The sequence below is a fragment of the Hypnocyclicus thermotrophus genome, assembly GCF_004365575.1.
Classification (GTDB): Bacteria; Fusobacteriota; Fusobacteriia; order Fusobacteriales; family Fusobacteriaceae; genus Hypnocyclicus; species Hypnocyclicus thermotrophus.
The window spans coordinates 186,606-205,404 of sequence record NZ_SOBG01000002.1; the positions used below are offsets into that span (position 1 = coordinate 186,606).

Consider the following 18,799-nt stretch of genomic DNA (forward strand, 5'->3'; position numbering starts at 1 on the left):
TTTTTTTTTATATTATACTATATGAAATATAGGAGGTTATATGAAAATAAAAAGTACAATAAAAAATATTTTTTACCATACAATTATTTTTATAATCATAGTATTATTTTTCTTTATTTTATTTTCTTATATATCATTTAAAAAGATAGAAAATGAGAGATTAGATAAAAGAATGAGTAATTTTTCAAATAATTTATCAGAAAAATTAGAAATGATAAACAAAATTTATTTTTTATTAGAAGAAAAAAGTGATATTTTGCTTAAAACAAAATTAGAAAAAATAAACAAAAATTATGAAATTTATGGAAAAATAGAATTAGAAAAATTTAAAGAAGATTTTATAGATTTATATGTAATTGACAATAATTATAAAGTTATAAAATCTACTAATAAATCTAATATTGGATTAGATTTTAATAAATATAAATATTTTAGAAAAAATTTAGAAAAAATATTAAATAATCAAAAATATGTATCAGATAGAATAAATCAATCATTAAAAGGTAAAAAAATATTGAAATATGCATATTTACCTTCAAATGACAAAAAATATATTTTTGAAGCTAGTATAGATATGGATTATTACAATAAAATTTTAGATAAAAATTCTATATATAAACTTACTAATTATAATAAAGAGTTATTTCCAGAGATAAAAGAAATAAATCTTTATAATAAATTTGGGGTAAACTATATAACAAAAGAATCAATAAAAAAAGATAAAATTAAATATGAAAATATAAAAAAAACTTTTGAAATAGGTAAATTATATAGATATGAAATAAAAAATAATAATTTTAGAGAAGTATATATTTATATTCCATATATTATTAAGGGAAAGTTAGGGACATCGTTAAATATAATATTAGAACTAAAATATGATAATGAATTAATTAATAAAAAATCTATATTATTACTTTTAAAAAATATTTTTATAGCAATGTTATTTATATTTATTTTATTATTTATAAATTATAAATATAAAAAATCTATATTATATCCTATGGAAAAATTATTAGAAGCTATTGAACAAATAAAAATAGGAGATTTAAATACAAAAATAGATATAAAAAATAACAATAATGAAATCAAAGTAATTGCAGATGCAATAAATGAAATGGTATATAAATTAAAAACAGTAATAAATGAAAAAGAAATCTCTAATTCACTAATAGAAGCTACTCTTGAAAAAAGTGAAAAAGGGTATTTAGAAACTGTAAAAGCATTAGCTACAGCAATAGATGCAAAAGATAGTTATACTGGTGGACATTGTGAAAGAGTAATGGAATATTCTTTAATGATAGCAGATAAATTAAAAATTCCAGATAAATTTAAAAAAGATCTTAAATTTGCAGCAATATTACATGATATAGGAAAAATAGGAATTAAAGATAATGTTTTAAATAAACCTGGTAGATTTACAGATGATGAATATAATGAAATAAAAAAACATCCACAAATAGGATATGATATATTAAAAGATATAGAATTTTTAAAAAATTCTGCAACTATTCTTTTATATCATCATGAAAAACTAGATGGGACAGGATATCCTAAAGGTATAAGTTCAAAAGAGATACCTTTACTTTCAAAAATATTAATGATAGCAGATTCTTTTGATGCTATGACTTCAAAAAGAGTTTATAGAAAGAAAAACATGTTGCCAGAAGAAGCTTTTGAAGAGATGAAGAGGTGTAAAAATCAATTTGAACAGAAATTAGTAGAAGTTTTTATAGAGGCCTATATTGAAAAATATTCAAATAAATAAAAAAGAGTGGAATTTTCCACTCTTTTTTATATTAAACAGTTGTTTTTTTAATATCCCATATTTCATCAGCATATTGTTGAATAGTTCTATCAGATGAGAATTTTCCACTATTAGCAATATTTAACCAAGCTTTTTTAGCCCATCCTAATTCATCTCTAAATGCTTTATCTACTCTTAATTGAGCTTCTCTATATGAAGCAAAGTCTTTTAATACATAGTATTGATCAGGTCTATTACCATCAGCACCATACATTAATGAGTTATAAATTTCAGTAAAAATACTTCTATCATCAGAGAAAGTACCATCTAATAATTGTTCCATTACTTTTTTTAGACCAGGAACACTATTATATTCATTCCAAGGATTATATTCACCAGTTGAATTTAAGGCTACAACTTCTTCAGCAGTTAAACCAAAAATGAAGTTATTTTCTATTCCAGCTTCTTCAACAATTTCAACATTTGCTCCATCCATAGTTCCAATTGTAGGAGCTCCATTTATCATAAATTTCATATTTCCAGTTCCTGATGCTTCTTTTCCAGCAGTAGAAATTTGTTCAGATAAATTTGCAGCTGGGAATAATTTTTCAGCAACAGATACTCTATAATTTGGTACAAATACTACTCTAATTTTTCCTTTAATATCAGGATCGTTATTTATCTTTATAGCCACTGCATTTATTAATTTAATAATTTGTTTAGCTCTTTTATACCCTGATGCAGCTTTAGCACCAAATATAAATGTTCTAGGAACAATATCTAAATCAGGATTAGCTTTTAAATTATTATATAGATCAATTACATGTAATATATTTAACAATTGTCTTTTATATTCATGTAATCTTTTTATTTGTACATCAAACAATGAGTCAGGGTTTATATAAATTCCTAAAGTATCTAAAATATATTTTGCCAATTGTTCTTTTTTAGTATGTTTAATTTTTATAAATTCCTTAAGAATTTTTTCATCATCGGCATATTTTTCTAATTTTTTAAGTTCTGATAAATCAGTAATCCATTTATCACCAATTAATTTTGTAATTAATTCAGATAATTCAGGGTTAGATTTTAATAACCATCTTCTTTGAGTTACTCCATTTGTTTTATTTTGGAATTTTTCAGGATATAATTCATACCATTCTTTTAATTCTTGATTTTTTAAGATTTCTGTATGAAGAGCAGCAACTCCATTTACAGCATGTGAACCAACTATAGCTAACCATGCCATTTTGATCATTCCATCTCCAATAATTGCCATTTTTTGATGTTTTTGCCAATCAGTAGGATATTTTTCTCTTAATTCTAATAAAAATCTTCTATTTATTTCATCTACTATTTGATATATTCTAGGTAGTAATTTTTTAAATAAATCAATTGGCCATTTTTCAAGTGCTTCAGCTAATATTGTATGATTTGTATAAGAAAATACTTTAGTACAAATTGGCCAAGCTACTTCCCATTCAAGTTTTTCCCAATCTAACAATAGTCTCATTAGTTCTGGGATTGCAACAACTGGATGTGTATCATTTAGTTGGATAGCTACATATTCAGGTAATTTAGAAAAATCATTTCCGTGTTTAGCCTTGAATTTTTTCATAATGTCTTGTAAAGAAGCAGAAACAAAGAAATATTGTTGTCTTAATCTTAATTCTTTTCCAGATGGACCAGAATCATTAGGATATAAAACTCTTGAAATATCCTCAGCTTGAGTTTGTTTTTTAACAGCTGTATTATAATGTTGATCATTAAAAGCTTGAAGATCAAATCCATCTTCTGATTCTGCTTGCCATAATCTTAAAGTGTTTACATTTTTTACTCCATAACCAATAATTGGCATATCATATGGAACAGCAGTAACAACTTCTGCACTTTCTCTTCTAAAATGTTCTCTGCCATCAGCATCTTTTACTACAATAACTTCACCACCAAATTTTACTTTTACAGCTTCAGATCTTCTTTCTACTTCCCAAGGATCTTCATAATCAAGCCATCTATCAGGATATTCTACTTGAAATCCATTTTCTATTTTTTGTTTAAACATACCATATTTATATCTTATTCCATAACCATGACCTGGTAATTCTAAAGTAGCTAGTGAATCAAGGAAACAAGCTGCTAATCTTCCAAGACCACCATTTCCAAGACCGGCATCTTCTTCTTGATCTTCAATTTCATTTATATTAATATTTAAATCTTCTAAAGTTTCTTTAACTTCATCTAAAATAGTTAAATTAACTAAGTTATTAGAAAAAGCTCTTCCCATTAAAAATTCAGCTGATAAATAATAAGCTTGTTTAACATTTTTTGAATCATAAGTTTCTTTTGTTTCTCGCCAGTTTTCCATTACTAATTCCATAGCTGCTTTAGATACAGCATCAAAAAGTTCTCTTTTAGTAGCATCTTTTAATGTTGTACCAGCTAGTTTTAAATGTTTTAAAATCGAATTTTTAAAATCGTCTTTTTTAATTGACATAATTGCCATCTCTCCTTTTTTTATAAATTATATTAAATTATATCTAATATTGTAACTTGCATATTAATTTTAATTCTAAAAACTTAAAAAATCAAATTTTTTTATCATTTTTTTTTAATTAATTGAAAAATGTGCTAAATATAAGAAACTGTCAAAAATAACACACTTTTAAATATGGTTGTAGTATAACAACAACGACAAAGTTTGTCAATATTTTTTTTGAATCGGAGTTTTACTCCGAAAATGTGAATAAAAAATGTCAGTGTTATAAATTTTAAAAAATAACACTGACATTTTTTTAAAAAAGAATTAAAAAAAGAATTTTTCTTATTAAATTTGTGATAAAATAAACAGCTATTGGAGCTATATCAAGACGCATATTTCCAATAGGAATTATAATACGTAAAGGAGCTAATATAGGCTCTGTTAAAAAATGAATAGTATCAGTAAGTTCATTTCTTGTATAAGGCATTATCCAAGAAAGAACAATTCTAATTAAAACCAATAATTCAACAGCTCTTAAAATAAAATCAACTAATTGATAAATAAATACCATTATTCACCTCACTATAAAAAATATTTTTTAGATTTTACAATGTATTCAAGTCCAGAATAAACTGTAAAAAATACAGGTATATACATTATATACTCAGAAATATTAGAATTTCCTAATAAAACAATTATTAAAATAGCAATCATTTGAGTAGTAGTTTTAATTTTTCCACTCATACCAGCTGCTATTACCGCACCTTTAGAAGCGGCAAGATTTCTTATACCATTAATTAAAAAATCTCTGGTTAATATAACTATTACCATCCAAGATGGAATATACTTTAATTCAACAAAAATAATTAATGCAGAAAATACTAAAATTTTATCAGCTAAAGGGTCCATTAATTTCCCAAAATCAGTAATTAAATTGTATTTTCGAGCTATATAACCATCTAAAAAATCAGTTATACTTGCTATAGTAAAAATTATAAATGCAGTATATTCATTATTTGGAATTTTCAAATAATAAATAAATGGTATGATTAATATAATTCTAAAAATTGTTAAAAAATTTGCTATATTCATAAACTCACCTACTATTCCGAGATAATTGGACCTAACAAATCGTAATTAAAATTTTGTTCGATTTTAACTTTAACTATTTTACCAGGATTTGCAGTTCCATCAGTAGTTAAAACTTTTCCATCTATTTCTAATGCTTGACCTTTTGTCCTACCTTCTAGCATAAATTCTGATTCTTCTGAGATACCATCTATCATAACTTCAATTTCTTTTCCAATTAAAGCCCTATTTTTAATTTCAGCAATTTCATTTTGGAGATTTACAAGCTCCACTCTTCTTTTTTCTTTTATTGTTTCTTCAATTTGATTTTCCATATCATATGCTTTTGTGTCTTCTTCTCTAGAATATGAAAAAACACCTACATAATCAAATTTAAACTCTTGAATAAACTCTTTTAATTCTATAAATTCTTTTTCTGTTTCACCAGGAAATCCCACAATAACAGTAGTTCTAATTGTAGCATCTGGAATTTCTTTTCTTATTTTTGATAAAATTGATTTTATTTGTTTAGAATTTTTTGCTCTTCCCATTTTTTGTAATTGTAAATCTGAAATATGTTGAATAGGAACATCAAAATAGTTACATATTTTTGGTTCATTTTTTATTACTTCTATTAATTCATCAGTTATAGAATTTGGAAACATATAGTATAATCTAATCCATTCTATTCCTTCTACTTTTACAAGTTCTTTTAATAAATCAGGGAGAGCTTTTTTATTGTATAAATCAAGTCCATATTCTGTAGTTTCTTGAGCTAAAATATTTAATTCTTTTACTCCGGATTTTGCTAATGCAGTAGCTTCATTGACAATATCTTCAATAGTTCTACTTCTCAATCTTCCACGAAGAGATGGAATTATACAATAAGTACATTTTCTATCACAACCTTCAGCAATTTTTAAATATGCTGTATGAGGGAAAGTAGTTAAAATTCTTTCTGTTTGAGCATTTGCTAAAAAATCAAGACTTTCATTTTTAATAACTCTATTATCTTTTAAAACTTCATCAATTACTTCTTCTATTTTATCAATATCACCAGTTCCTATAATAGCGTCAGCTTCTGGCATTTCTAGTAAAAGTTCTTCGGCATATCTTTGTGCAAGACAACCAGCTACAATAAGTTTTTTTAGTTTTGCTGTTTTTTTATATTCGCCAACTTCAATTATTGTTTGAATTGATTCTTCTTTTGCATCTCCAATAAAACCACAAGTATTGATAATCGCAATTTCTGCTTCTTCGATATTATTTGTAAGTTCTAAACCTTTTCTAGCTACAAGTATTCCTATAAGATTTTCACTATCAACTAAATTTTTACTACAACCTAAACTAATAATTCCTAATTTCATTTATAACACCTTTCTAAAATAACTATAAAGATATAAATAGCACAGAAATCTGTGCTATTTTTTTAATAATGCTTTTCTACTTACATTTATTTTTCCTTTTTCAGTACTTATAACTTTTACTTCTATTTCATCGCCAACTTTTAATACGTCCTCAACTTTTTCAGTTCTTTCATTAGCTATTTCTGATATATGAAGTAACCCTTCTTTTCCAGGTAAAAGTTCTATAAAAGCACCAAATTTCATTAATTTTGTTACTTTACCAATATATATTTCATCTACTTTTATTTCTTTTACTAAATTATTAATAAGTTTAATTGTTTTTTCTAACATATCCCCATCATTTGTAAAAATAGAAACTCTTCCATTATCTTCAATATCTATTTTTGCACCAGTTTCATCAATAATAGCTTTAATATTTTTTCCAGCTGGTCCTATTAATAAAGATATTTTTTCTGGATTAATATTTAAAGTATGAATTCTAGGAGCATATTTTGATATTTCATTAGGTTCTGAAATAGTATTTTCCATTTTTTCAAGTATAAATAATCTAGCATCTAAAGCTTGTTTTAAAGCAATTTCCATAATTTCTTTTGTAATACCTTCTATTTTTATATCCATTTGAAGAGCTGTGATACCTTTTTTTGTACCAGCAACTTTAAAATCCATATCTCCTAAATGATCTTCTAATCCCATAATATCAGTAAGAACTATATAATCATCATCTTCTTTAATAAGTCCCATAGCAATACCGGCTACATGAGATTTTATAGGTACACCAGCAGACATTAATGCCAAAGAACCGGCACAAATACTTGCTTGAGATGATGAACCATTTGATTCTGTTATATCAGAGACTACTCTTATTGTATAAGGAAAATCATTTTCTGAAGGGATAACATATTTTAATGCTCTTTCAGCTAAAGAACCGTGTCCTAATTCTCTTCTTCCAAGAGCTCTCATAAATCCAGTTTCACCAACAGAATATGGTGGGAAATTATAGTGTAAAAAGAATTTTTTATATGATTCTCCTTCTATTGAGTCAACTAGTTGTTCATCTTCTTTTGTACCTAATGTAGCTGTAGCAAGAGATTGAGTTTCTCCTCTTGTAAATAATGCAGATCCATGAGTTCTAGGTAATACTCCTATTTCCATAGCTAAAGGTCTAATATCAGTTGTATTTCTACCATCAGCTCTATATTTATCATATAAAATGGCATCTCTAACTAATTTTTTCATTAAATCATGATAATAATTTTTTAAATCTTTTTCTAATTCTGCTGGAAACTCTTCGGCTTCATTATTTTGTAAATACTCTTCTTTATATTCTTCGACTAATTTTTCTTCTAATGCATCAATAGCATCATATCTCTCTTGTTTACCTTCAGTTTTTATAGCTTTTTTAAGTTCTTCAGTACCATTTTTATCAACAAAATCTTTAATAGATTTATCGATTTCTTTTATATCAAAAGTAATCTTTTCTTTTCCAGCTAATTTTTGGAATTCTTCTTGGAATTCACAAATAATTTTAATATTTTCATGACCAAACATGATAGCTTCTAACATATCTTTTTCGGATACTTCATTAGCACCAGCTTCTACCATTGTTACAGCTTCTTTTGTACCAGCAACTGATAAATGAATATCACTAGTAGCAAGCTCCTCTGGAGTAGGATTTAACACTAATTCGCCATCTATTTTACCAACAACTACACCACTAACTGGTCCTGAAAATGGAATATCTGATATAGTTAAAGCAGCAGACGCAGCTATAATTCCTAGATAATCTGGTGTATTTTTTTCATCATATGATAAAGTTGTTACAACTATGTGAATATCATAAAAGAAATTTTCAGGGAAAAGTGGTCTAATAGGTCTATCAATAAGACGTGAAATTAAAGTAGCATCAACAGAAGGTTTGCCTTCTCTCTTTACAAATCCCCCAGGGACTTTACCTGCAGCATAAAATTTTTCAATATAATCAACAGTTAATGGGAAAAAAGTAGCACCTTCTCTAGGTTCTTTACTTCTTGTAGCTGTAGCTAAAAGAACAGTTTCTCCATATTCTAATAATACAGAACCATGAGCTTGTCTAGCTATTTTACCAGTTTTAATAGTAAGTTTTCTACCCGCCAAGTCCATTTCTAATATTTTTTCATCAAACATAAATACCTCCTAAATTTTTTTAAGAGATAAAGTTGTAAATAATAAGAAAAAAACAAATTAATAAATAATTAATTTATCCCTTACTACTTACTCCACTTTATCTCTTTATATAAATAAAATATATAATATTATATCATTAAATAAATTAAAAATCAATAAATTGAAAAAATATTTGAAACAGAAATTTATATATGTTAATATTAATTAAGTAAAATTATTTTGGGGGTGCTAAAATGAGTCATTATAGATTAGTAACAAGAAGTGATATGGATGGTTTAGTGTGTGCAGTATTATTAAAAGAATTGGACATGATAGATGATATTAAATTTGTTCATCCAAAAGATATGCAAGATGGTATAATAGAAATAACAGAAAATGATATTATAACTAATTTGCCATATGCTGAAAAAGCACATTTAGTATTTGATCATCATTTAAGTGAAACAATAAGAAATAAGGGGAAAAAGCCAAATCATATAATTGATCCCGATGCTCCATCAGCATCAAGAGTAGTATATGATTATTTTGGTGGTAAAAAAGTATTTAAAAATATATCAGAAGATATGATGATAGCTGTAGATAAAGCAGATGCAGCAAGATTTAATAAAGAGGATGTATTAAATCCAAAAGGTTGGGAACTTTTAAGTTTTCTAATGGATGCTAGAACAGGACTTGGAAGATTTAGAGACTTTACAATTTCAAATTATAATTTAATGATGAATTTAATAGATTATTGTAAAGATCATTCAATAGAAGAAATATTAGAACTTCCAGATGTAAAAGAAAGAGTAGATTTATATTTTAAATATGAAAATGATTTTAAAGAACAACTTAAAAAATGCTCAACTTTATATAATAATGTTTTAGTTGTAGATTTAAGAGAAGAAGAAATTATTTATCCTGGAAATAGATTTATGAAATATGCTTTATTTCCAGAAGCAAATATTTCAATTCAAGTAATTTGGGGATTAAGAAAACAAAATACAGTATTTGCAGTGGGGAAATCTATATTTAATAGAACATCTGAAAAAAATATAGGTGAACTTATGTTAAAACGTGATGGCGGGGGTCATAAAGCGGCTGGAACTTGTCAAGTTAATAATGAAATTGCTGAAGAAGAATTAAAGAAATTAATTGAAGAATTAAAAGATTAATATTAAAAGTCTATCGAATGAATCTTCGATAGACTTTTTTAATTAAAACATGTCTTCAGGTCTTTTAGGTTCAATAAATGCTTCTCTAATAACATATTCTACTGACTCTGGAATAGTTAATTCAATAATTAATGGACCTCTTTTTACAGTTAACCAACCAAGACCTTTTATAACTAATTCTTCTTTATCTTCAATTTCAATAATTTCACTTTTAAATTTATTATTATAATAATCTGTTTTGCAATCATTACATGGTGGTGTTAACATATTACCACTATGTTTTTCAATAATTGAATCAATTTTATCTTTATTAGTTTCATGAAATATTACATTTTTTGATAAATAAACTGAAAAAATAGGTTTTACATCAAATTCTTTTAATATTCTAAAATATGCAAGACCACCTAAAAATAAAACTCTATCTTTTCCAAACTTAAAAGTTTTTCTTGAAATTTCATTAGACGGAACTATATCTAAATTACATTTTTCGCATACTAAATCAGATAATCTTCCTTTTGGAATTATTCCTGGAGTATCAAAAAAAACAAATTTTTCTTTTGTATGTTTTACAGTTTTTAAAGTAGTACCAGGATATTTAGAAATGGTAGCTCTATTATCATTAAAAAGTTTGTTTATTAGACTTGATTTTCCTACATTTGTAGCTCCTATAATAGCTATTTTTGCTCCATTAGGAAAAAAATGTTTAAATTTTCTAAAGATTCCATTTACACCATAATTTTTATGAGTGCTCAAAACAGCGATATCTAAAGCTTCAAGGCCTTCTTTAAATAGTCTCATTTTTATCCAATCAGATACTTCAGAAGCATGTTTATTTCCAGGAATTAAATCTATTTTATTTACGGCAATAATAAATTTTTTATTTTTAAGTAGCGATAAAATTTCTTTATCAAAAGAGCTTTCAAACTCAATTATATCTAAAATTAATAAAATAGCATCCATATCTTTTATTACATTAATAACTTCATTTTTATAAAACTCTTTATCCAAATTAACAGGAATATAAGAGCCATAATTTTTAATTTTGAAACATCTTTGGCATAATGGCTGAGATTGTTCAATAGCAACTTTTTCAGGGACATATCCTATTTCTTTTGGATAATCGTATTGAAGCCAAGCTCCACAACCAGTACATTTTTTATTCAAATTAAATCCTCCTAATCTAATGTTTCTACTGAAATATTTTGATTTGTATATATACAAATTTCGCCAGCTATATTTAATGATTTTTTTACAATATCTTTTGCACTCATATCTGTATGGTAATATAATGCTTTAGCAGCAGCATAAGCATATGAACCACCAGAACCAATAGCAGCAATATCATCATCTGGCTCTATTACTTCACCTTTACCAGAAACTAAAAGTAAATTATTTTTATCAGCAACAATAAGCATAGCTTCTAGATTAATACTTTTTTTTCGCCACTCTTTAGTAAGTTCAACTGCAGCTTTTTTTAAAATACCTCCATGTTCATCAAGTTTATTTTCAAATTTTTCAAATAATTTAAAAGCATCGGCAACTGAACCCGCAAATCCAGTTATTATTTCGTTATTATATATTTTTCTTATTTTTTTAGCACTGTTTTTCATAACAGTATTTCCAAAAGTAACTTGACCATCACCAGCGATAGCTACTTGATTATCTTTTTTTACAGCAATAATTGTAGTTGCTTTAATATCCATTTAGTACCTCCTAAATTAAATATTTTTATTATAATATGTTTTATCATCAATTTTGATACTATTATTTAAGTAATTAAGATATACTTTAGTACTTTCTAAACTACTATGTCCCATTATTTCTTGTAAATAATGTATATTCATACCATTTTGTAGCATATATACAGCAAATGAATGTCTAAAAGTATGTGGACTTATTTCTTTATTAATATTTGAGTTTATTCTTATTTTTTCAACAATTCTTCTAAGTGATCTATCAGTTAGTTTATTGTTACTATTATTTGTAATTAATATCTTGGGATTAAAATTTTCTTTGAATTTTTGCTTTTGAGCTTCTAAATATTTTAAATAATATTCTTTTGCAGTTCGACTAAAAAAAGTAATTCTATCTTTTTTATTTTTAGATACTATATATAATTCTCTTTCTTCGATATTAATATTATTATGAGATAGTTCTAGCAATTCACTTGGTCGTATTCCACTTGAATATAATAATTCAATAATAAATCTATTTCTGATATTATTTATTTTATTTTCTTCGATACTTTCTCTTAATTTGATAAAATCATTTTTAGTTAATATATCAGGAAGTTTTGTATGAAGTTCTTGATTTTCTAAAAATAGTGTAGGATTTTTAATAACTATATTTTTATCTTTTAAATATTTAAAAAAAGTTTTAATAGCAGATAATTTTCTATTTCTTGAACGTTTAGTAATATTTTTATTTTTTAAATGCTTAAAGAAAGCTTTAATATCAATTTCTTCAACTTTATCAATAGATTTTTTTTCGATATTAGAAATAAAATCACTAAACTGTAAAAGATCTGCTTTATATGATTTAATGGTATTTTCAGTTTTATTTTCTGAAATATCTTGATAATACAAAAAATTGTCAATAATTTGATTTAATTCCATAGATACACCTACTCATAATTTTTTTTGTTAATAGTTTTTAGATACTCCATAGTTCTATTAGCAATAGTCATATACCGTTCCCTTTTATCTCTTATTTTTTTTCCGTCAAGAGATCTAATAATACCCATATTTGGTCCCATTGGTTGAAAATTTTTATTTTCAGTAGTTATATAGTCTATAATTGCTCCAATAGAAGAGAGATTATTTAGTTCAAAATATGGTTTATTATTTAATTGATTAGCAATATTAATAGCACTAATAAGTCCAGTAGCAATAGCTAAAACATATCCTTCACTACCAGTTATTTGCCCAGCAAAAAAAATATTTTTATTGTTTTTTAAATTAAGACTTTTGTTTAATAATTTTGGGGAATTAATAAAAGTATTTCTATGCATCACTCCATATCTAATAAATTCAGCATTTTCAAGACCTGGAATCATCTGGAATACTCTTTTTTGTTCGCCCCACTTTAAATTAGTTTGAAATCCTACAAGATTGTATAATTTTCCTTCTTTATCATCCTGTCTAAGTTGTACAACAGCATGATCTCTAGTACTGGTTCTAGGATTTGTAAGTCCTTTTGGTTTTAATGGACCAAATAAAAGAGTTTTTTCTCCTCGAGAAGCAATTTTTTCTACAGGCATACATGCTTCAAATAATTTTTCTTCTTCAAACTTTTTTAAAGGAATTCTTTCTGCGTTTATTAATTCAGTATAAAACTTTTTATATTCTTCTTCTGTCATAGGGCAATTAATATATTCACCATCACCTTTATCATATCTTGATTGAAAATAGACTTTATTAAGATTAATAGATTCTTTAGTAATAATAGGTGCAACAGCATCATAAAAATACAAATATTCATCACCAGTAAATTTTTTTATATCTTTTGCTAGTGCATCACTTGTTAGAGGTCCAGATGCTATAAGAACTGTTTTATCATTAGGAATTTCAGTGACTTCTTTATTAATTATTTCAATATTTTTGTTTTTTTTAAGCTCTTGTGTAACAAGTTTTGAAAAAAGATCTCTATCCACAGCTAAAGCTTGCCCAGCAGGAACTTTTGTTTTATCTGCAATTTTAATTAACAATGAGTCAAAAAATCTAAGTTCCTCTTTCATAAGACCAGCAGCACTATTTATTAGATTTGAGCCTAAAGAATTACTACATACAAGCTCAGCAAATGTTTCTAAATTATGAACTTCAGTATATTTTTTAGGTTTCATATCATACAATTTAACTTTTATTCCTCGTTTTGCAAGTTGATAAGCAGCCTCACTACCAGCAAGACCAGCTCCAATAATAATTACTTCTTTCATTTTTTTCCTTTCTACATAACATATAGAGCCTCAATTTGAGGCTCTATTATTTTTTAGGTATTTTTTTTATATTTTTACATTCAGGATAACCAGTACAAGCTAAAAATTTTCCAAAACGACCTCTTTTAATTTCAAAAGAACTTCCACATTTTTCACATTTTCCAGCTTCTTTAATAATTTGTTCTTCTTCTCGTTTTATATTTTCAAATATTTCTTTTAAATAAACAATATTATTTTCTTCTTTTATTAGTTCTTGTGCAAGCATTTTTCTTATTTCACTAGGTAAACTTATTCTTATATTGTCTTCTTTATAGTTTTCACTCTCTAGATAACTGCCAAAACGACCATATTTTAAAAGTAGATTTTTACCATTCTCTGTATACATATCAGTTTTTTTACCGTTTTTTTCAGTTAATTTTTTTGCAATTGCTTCTTTTACAAAAATTTTACCATTTTCAATATCCTCTTTTGGAATTTCGATACCTTTCAAACTAATTTTTTCTTCGCATTCTTCATTTTCACATAAAAGATATTTTCCAAATCTACCCGTTTTAAGAATCATAATACCATTACACTTCGTACACATAACATCAGATTCTATTCTACGATTTTCTATTTTTTTTACTTCTTTTTCAAAGTTTTCTAAATATCCTTTTAAGTCATTATAAAAATCATTTAATAAATTAATCCAATTAATATCTCCTGATTCTATTTTATCAAGATTTTCTTCCATATTTGCAGTAAATTTTATATTCATAATATTAGGAAAATATTTTTCTAACTCGTTTTTTACAGTAAATCCTAGATTAGTAGGTATAAATTTTTTACCTTCAACAATTACATATTCTCTTTTTTTTAAAGTTTCGATTATAGAAGCATATGTAGAAGGTCTTCCAATTCCCTCTGATTCTAATTTTTTTACCAATGAAGACTCAGTTAAACGAGCAGGAGGTTTTGTTACACCATCTATGATATTTAATTTTGTTAAAATAAATTTATCATTTTCTGTTATATTTGGAAGTGAGCTGTTTTTTATCTCGTCTTCGTCTTTAAAAATTTTATAATAACCATCAAAAATAATTTTAGTAGCTACACCTCTAAAAGTATACTCACCATCACTTGCTAATATTTCCATATTTTTATATTTCATAGGCGCTAATTGAGAAATTAAAAATCTTTCCCAAATAAGTCTATAAAGTTTAAATTGATCAGTATTAAGTTTATTTCCAAGATAATCAGGAGTAAGATTAACATCAGTAGGTCTTATACCTTCGTGAGCATCTTGAATTTTTGTTTTACTTTTTTTAGTTTTTTGATTATTTATATATTCTTTTCCAAATTCATTAATAATATATTCTTTTGCAGCTTCTTTTGCCTCATCAGAAATTCTTGTAGAATCTGTTCTCATATATGTTATTAGACCTTTATGAGAACCATCTATTTCTAAACCTTCATATAAAGATTGTGCTATTCTCATTGTTTTTGAAGCAGAAAAACCTAAATATGAAGATGCTAATTGTTGTAAAGTACTAGTTTTTAATGGTTGAGGTGGATTTTTAACTCTATCAGATTTTTTTACTGAAATAACAGTAAAATCTTTTTTTATTTCAGATTTTAGAGTATCAATTATTTTTTTATCTTTTATTTTACTAACTTTTTTTTCACCAATTTTATTTAAAGTAAAATCAAATTCATCATTAAATAAACCTTTTACTTCCCAATAATTTTCAGGGATAAAGTTTTTTATCGCCTCTTCTAAATCACAAATAAGTTTAAGTGCTACGGATTGAACTCTTCCAGCACTTGTATTTGACTCAATAAGTTTCCATAATAACGGACTAATTTTATAACCAACTAGTCTATCTAATATTCTTCTAGCTTGTTGAGCATTAACCTTATTTGTATCAATTTTTCTTGGATTTTTAATAGCTTCTTTAATAGCTGTTTTTGTGATTTCATTAAATTCAATTCGAATATTATCATCTAAGTTTAATTTTAGTAAATTTGCTACATGCCATGCAATAGCTTCTCCTTCTCTATCCATATCGGATGCTAGAAAAACTTTATCAGCTTTTTTAGCAAAAGTTTTTAATTTTTTTACTAATTCAGCTTTCCCACGAATAGTTTTATATGAAGGAGTAAAATTATTTTCGATATCAACACCAATTTTACTTTTAGGAAGGTCTCTTATATGTCCATATGAAGCCATAACATCATAATTTCTTCCTAAGATTTTTTTTATTGTTTCAGCTTTGGCAGGAGACTCAACAATAACTAATTTTTTTGACACAGTAAACCTCCCTGTTAATTTATAGTAATATTTTCAGATATTCCTTTTAAAGATAATAAATTTTTAAGGTCCTCAAGCTCAAAAAAATAATAACTAAAATTTATTTCATCTAAAATATTTTCAAATTCTTCTTCTGATATAATCATCTTATTTTTTAAATTAAGTAGATAATCACGAGCACTATCTGAGAGATTTTCAAGTTCAAATGGACTCAACATTCTAAATACTGCTCTATTTTTCTCTTTATTAATAGTTTTAAATATTTCATCTAAGATATCATTGATTTCATGCAACGAATAACCTTTTTTTATTAATTTTTCAACAATTAATTTTTCGAGTTTTTCTATATCTTGGTCAAAAGGATTAAGCATTGTATTAATGACTTCACTTAAAACTTCTAAAAATTTTTCCTCTTTTTTCATGTTAAACCTTTCTATTAAATATGATGTTATAAAAAACACTAGTTTCTAAATTATAATAAAAACTTAATAAAAAATCAAGTCCGATTTTATAAAAAAGAAAATTAATCATTCTCCTTGTAATAGCAAACACGATTTCTACCACTATTTTTTGCTATATATAAAGCAATATCTGCTGATTTTATAACATCGTCTATATTATTATGTTTTTTTATATCATTTTTTGCGACGCCCATACTAACTGTAAATTTTATATTATTGTAATTTAAATTTTCAATAATTTCTCTAATTCTATTTGCTATATTTATCGCTGTTTCCAGAGAAGTATTTTCTAAATATATCAAAAATTCTTCACCACCATACCTGCAAATAATATCATTATTTCTAAAATGTGTTTTAAATTCTTTTGAAATTTTTTTAAGAATTTCGTCACCCGCTTGGTGGCCATAAGTATCATTAATTTTTTTGAAATAATCAATATCAGCTAAAATAATAGAATAATTTTCAGATGACCTTTTTTCAGTATAATTGAAGAAAAATCGTCTATTATATAAATTTGTTAAGCTGTCAATATTTGATAAATCATTAACTTTTTTATAATGTAATACGTTTTTTATATATGGATTTATCATATTGATAAAATTTTTAAGTAAATTAATAGTATCTATATCAAAACAACTTGGATTATGCTTTATAAAAAAAATAGGTGATTTTTTATAAGGCTCTAATTGAAGAATTAAATAATCTAAATAGCAGTTTAAATTATTAAGATTATTTAAAAATTCTATTTTAACTTGTTGTTCTACGGAAGTAAGTTTATCGACTCGTTTTAAAATAGAAAAATTTTTGTTATTTAATTTTATATCATATATATTATTTTCATCTATATAAAAAATAATTGATTTAAATGGAATTATTGTGTAAAGAAAAGATGAAAAATTTAATAAAAGGTCATTTAGTTTCAAACTAAAATTTAGTAATTTATTTAATTCTAAAACTCTATTTAAATGAGCAATTTCAACATCTTTTTCTATCTTTTCTTTTAATATTTTTTTATAAATCTTTTTTAAGTGTTCTTTTGATTTATTTTTCATATTTATGTCTCCTACTCTATTCTTTGATACTTTCCACCAGAAATACTTTTTACAAGATTTTTCAATTCTAATTGAGTTATTTGAACAAGAATCTCTCTAAAATCTAAACTTGTATCTAATATAAGTTCATCTAAAGTTTTAGGTACAAGTAGTGAAGTATATACAATAAGTTCTTTTTTACTTAAATTCCAATCAAAATCTAGTCTTTTTAAATTCCAATCAAATTCTTCTATAATATCATCTACTTTAGTAACGAGCTTTGCTATGTTTTTTTTGATTAATTGATTACATCCTTCAAAAGAGGGATAATTAAAAAAACCAGGAACAGCAAAAACTTCTCTATTTTCTTCATATGCAATTTTGGCTGTAATTAAAGAACCGCCTTTTTTATAACTTTCACAAACTAAAATACCTCTAGATAAACCAGCGATGATTCTATTTCTTTCAGGAAAATTCCATCTAAAAGGTTCGGTTCCTAAAGGATATTCGCTAATTATAGTTCCTTGTTCTTCCATTTTTTCCCAGAGATATCTATTTTCTTCTGGATAAATTTTGTCAAGACCATTTGCAACAACTCCGATAGTACTTCCATTATATTTTAATGCTCTAGAATGTGCAACAGCATCCACTCCGCTAGCTAAACCACTTATAATAGTAACACCTGCATTAACTAAATCTTTTGTAAATTTTTCAACAGCCATTTTTCCATAATCGCTCATTTTTCGAGTTCCTACAATACCAATACTTTTTTCAGGAAAATCAATTTTTCCTTTTACATGTAAAAAGGGTGGAGGAGAGGATATATTTTTTAGTAATAATGGATAATTTTGATCAGAAATAGAAATAAGTTTAATTTTTAGCTTTTCTAATTTTTCTAATTCTTTTGAAATATCAATTTTACTGCTATTATAAATTTTCTCTAGAGTAAAATTTGTAATATTTAGTGTTTTTAAAATAGAAATGTCGTCTTGAGCAAAAAGCTCATCTAAAGAATTATAATTTTCTATAATTTTCATTATAGTTTTTGAGTCAATCCCATTAATTAATAATTTGTATAAATCTAACATTAGTATCCCCCTAATTT

The 18,799-nt window shown here is 25.3% G+C and carries 15 protein-coding genes; 2 read left to right on the top strand and 13 right to left on the bottom strand.

The genetic code is table 11. From position 1 onward, the window contains the following. The first annotated feature begins 40 nt into the window (after positions 1-40). Positions 41-1,768: an HD-GYP domain-containing protein gene (locus EV215_RS02900; RefSeq protein ID WP_134112491.1), complete on the top strand. Its 1,728-nt coding sequence runs from the start codon at positions 41-43 to the stop codon at positions 1,766-1,768. Positions 1,769-1,799: 31 nt separating this feature from the next. Here the strand turns inward: EV215_RS02900 and EV215_RS02905 are convergent, their stop codons facing one another. The 5 genes from EV215_RS02905 to pnp all read right to left on the bottom strand — a co-directional run bounded on the left by EV215_RS02905 (position 1,800) and on the right by pnp (position 8,824). Then, positions 1,800-4,241, bottom strand: a complete 2,442-nt coding sequence (locus EV215_RS02905) for a glycogen/starch/alpha-glucan phosphorylase (protein WP_134112492.1) — start codon at positions 4,239-4,241, stop codon at positions 1,800-1,802. 298 nt (positions 4,242-4,539) lie between these two features. After that, positions 4,540-4,797: a YggT family protein gene (locus EV215_RS02910; protein WP_134112493.1), complete on the bottom strand. Its 258-nt coding sequence runs from the start codon at positions 4,795-4,797 to the stop codon at positions 4,540-4,542. An 11-nt stretch (positions 4,798-4,808) separates the two neighbouring features. Continuing rightward, complete coding sequence (pgsA, locus tag EV215_RS02915; protein WP_134112494.1) at positions 4,809-5,318, bottom strand: CDP-diacylglycerol--glycerol-3-phosphate 3-phosphatidyltransferase; 510 nt, start codon at positions 5,316-5,318, stop codon at positions 4,809-4,811. Positions 5,319-5,329: 11 nt separating this feature from the next. Continuing rightward, positions 5,330-6,661 (bottom strand): 30S ribosomal protein S12 methylthiotransferase RimO, encoded by a 1,332-nt coding sequence (rimO, locus tag EV215_RS02920; protein WP_134112495.1) that lies wholly within the window; start codon positions 6,659-6,661, stop codon positions 5,330-5,332. A gap of 54 nt (positions 6,662-6,715) precedes the next feature. Further along, a complete protein-coding gene (gene pnp / locus EV215_RS02925) occupies positions 6,716-8,824 on the bottom strand; it encodes a polyribonucleotide nucleotidyltransferase (RefSeq protein ID WP_134112496.1) in 2,109 nt (702 codons plus the stop codon). Between the two features lie 233 nt (positions 8,825-9,057). Here pnp and EV215_RS02930 point away from each other — a divergent pair, with 233 nt between their 5' ends. Further along, positions 9,058-9,978: a DHH family phosphoesterase gene (locus EV215_RS02930; protein WP_134112497.1), complete on the top strand. Its 921-nt coding sequence runs from the start codon at positions 9,058-9,060 to the stop codon at positions 9,976-9,978. A gap of 42 nt (positions 9,979-10,020) precedes the next feature. Here EV215_RS02930 and yqeH read toward each other — a convergent pair whose 3' ends face one another. From yqeH to dprA, 8 genes are all read right to left on the bottom strand, one after another. Further along, on the bottom strand, positions 10,021-11,142 hold the full coding sequence (gene yqeH / locus EV215_RS02935) for a ribosome biogenesis GTPase YqeH (protein WP_134112498.1): 1,122 nt from the start codon (positions 11,140-11,142) through the stop codon (positions 10,021-10,023). An 11-nt stretch (positions 11,143-11,153) separates the two neighbouring features. After that, entirely contained in the window at positions 11,154-11,681 is a 528-nt protein-coding gene (gene hslV / locus EV215_RS02940) for an ATP-dependent protease subunit HslV (protein WP_134112499.1), read from the bottom strand. 15 nt (positions 11,682-11,696) lie between these two features. Further along, complete coding sequence (locus EV215_RS02945; RefSeq protein WP_134112500.1) at positions 11,697-12,593, bottom strand: tyrosine-type recombinase/integrase; 897 nt, start codon at positions 12,591-12,593, stop codon at positions 11,697-11,699. A gap of 8 nt (positions 12,594-12,601) precedes the next feature. After that, a complete protein-coding gene (trmFO, locus tag EV215_RS02950) occupies positions 12,602-13,912 on the bottom strand; it encodes a methylenetetrahydrofolate--tRNA-(uracil(54)-C(5))-methyltransferase (FADH(2)-oxidizing) TrmFO (protein ID WP_134112501.1) in 1,311 nt (436 codons plus the stop codon). Positions 13,913-13,958: 46 nt separating this feature from the next. Continuing rightward, a complete protein-coding gene (topA, locus tag EV215_RS02955) occupies positions 13,959-16,202 on the bottom strand; it encodes a type I DNA topoisomerase (protein ID WP_243832385.1) in 2,244 nt (747 codons plus the stop codon). A gap of 14 nt (positions 16,203-16,216) precedes the next feature. Further along, complete coding sequence (locus EV215_RS02960; RefSeq protein ID WP_134112502.1) at positions 16,217-16,624, bottom strand: DUF494 family protein; 408 nt, start codon at positions 16,622-16,624, stop codon at positions 16,217-16,219. Positions 16,625-16,725: 101 nt separating this feature from the next. Further along, on the bottom strand, positions 16,726-17,715 hold the full coding sequence (locus EV215_RS02965) for a GGDEF domain-containing protein (protein ID WP_134112503.1): 990 nt from the start codon (positions 17,713-17,715) through the stop codon (positions 16,726-16,728). Between the two features lie 11 nt (positions 17,716-17,726). Next, complete coding sequence (dprA, locus tag EV215_RS02970; RefSeq protein WP_243832386.1) at positions 17,727-18,782, bottom strand: DNA-processing protein DprA; 1,056 nt, start codon at positions 18,780-18,782, stop codon at positions 17,727-17,729. Positions 18,783-18,799: the final 17 nt, after the last annotated feature.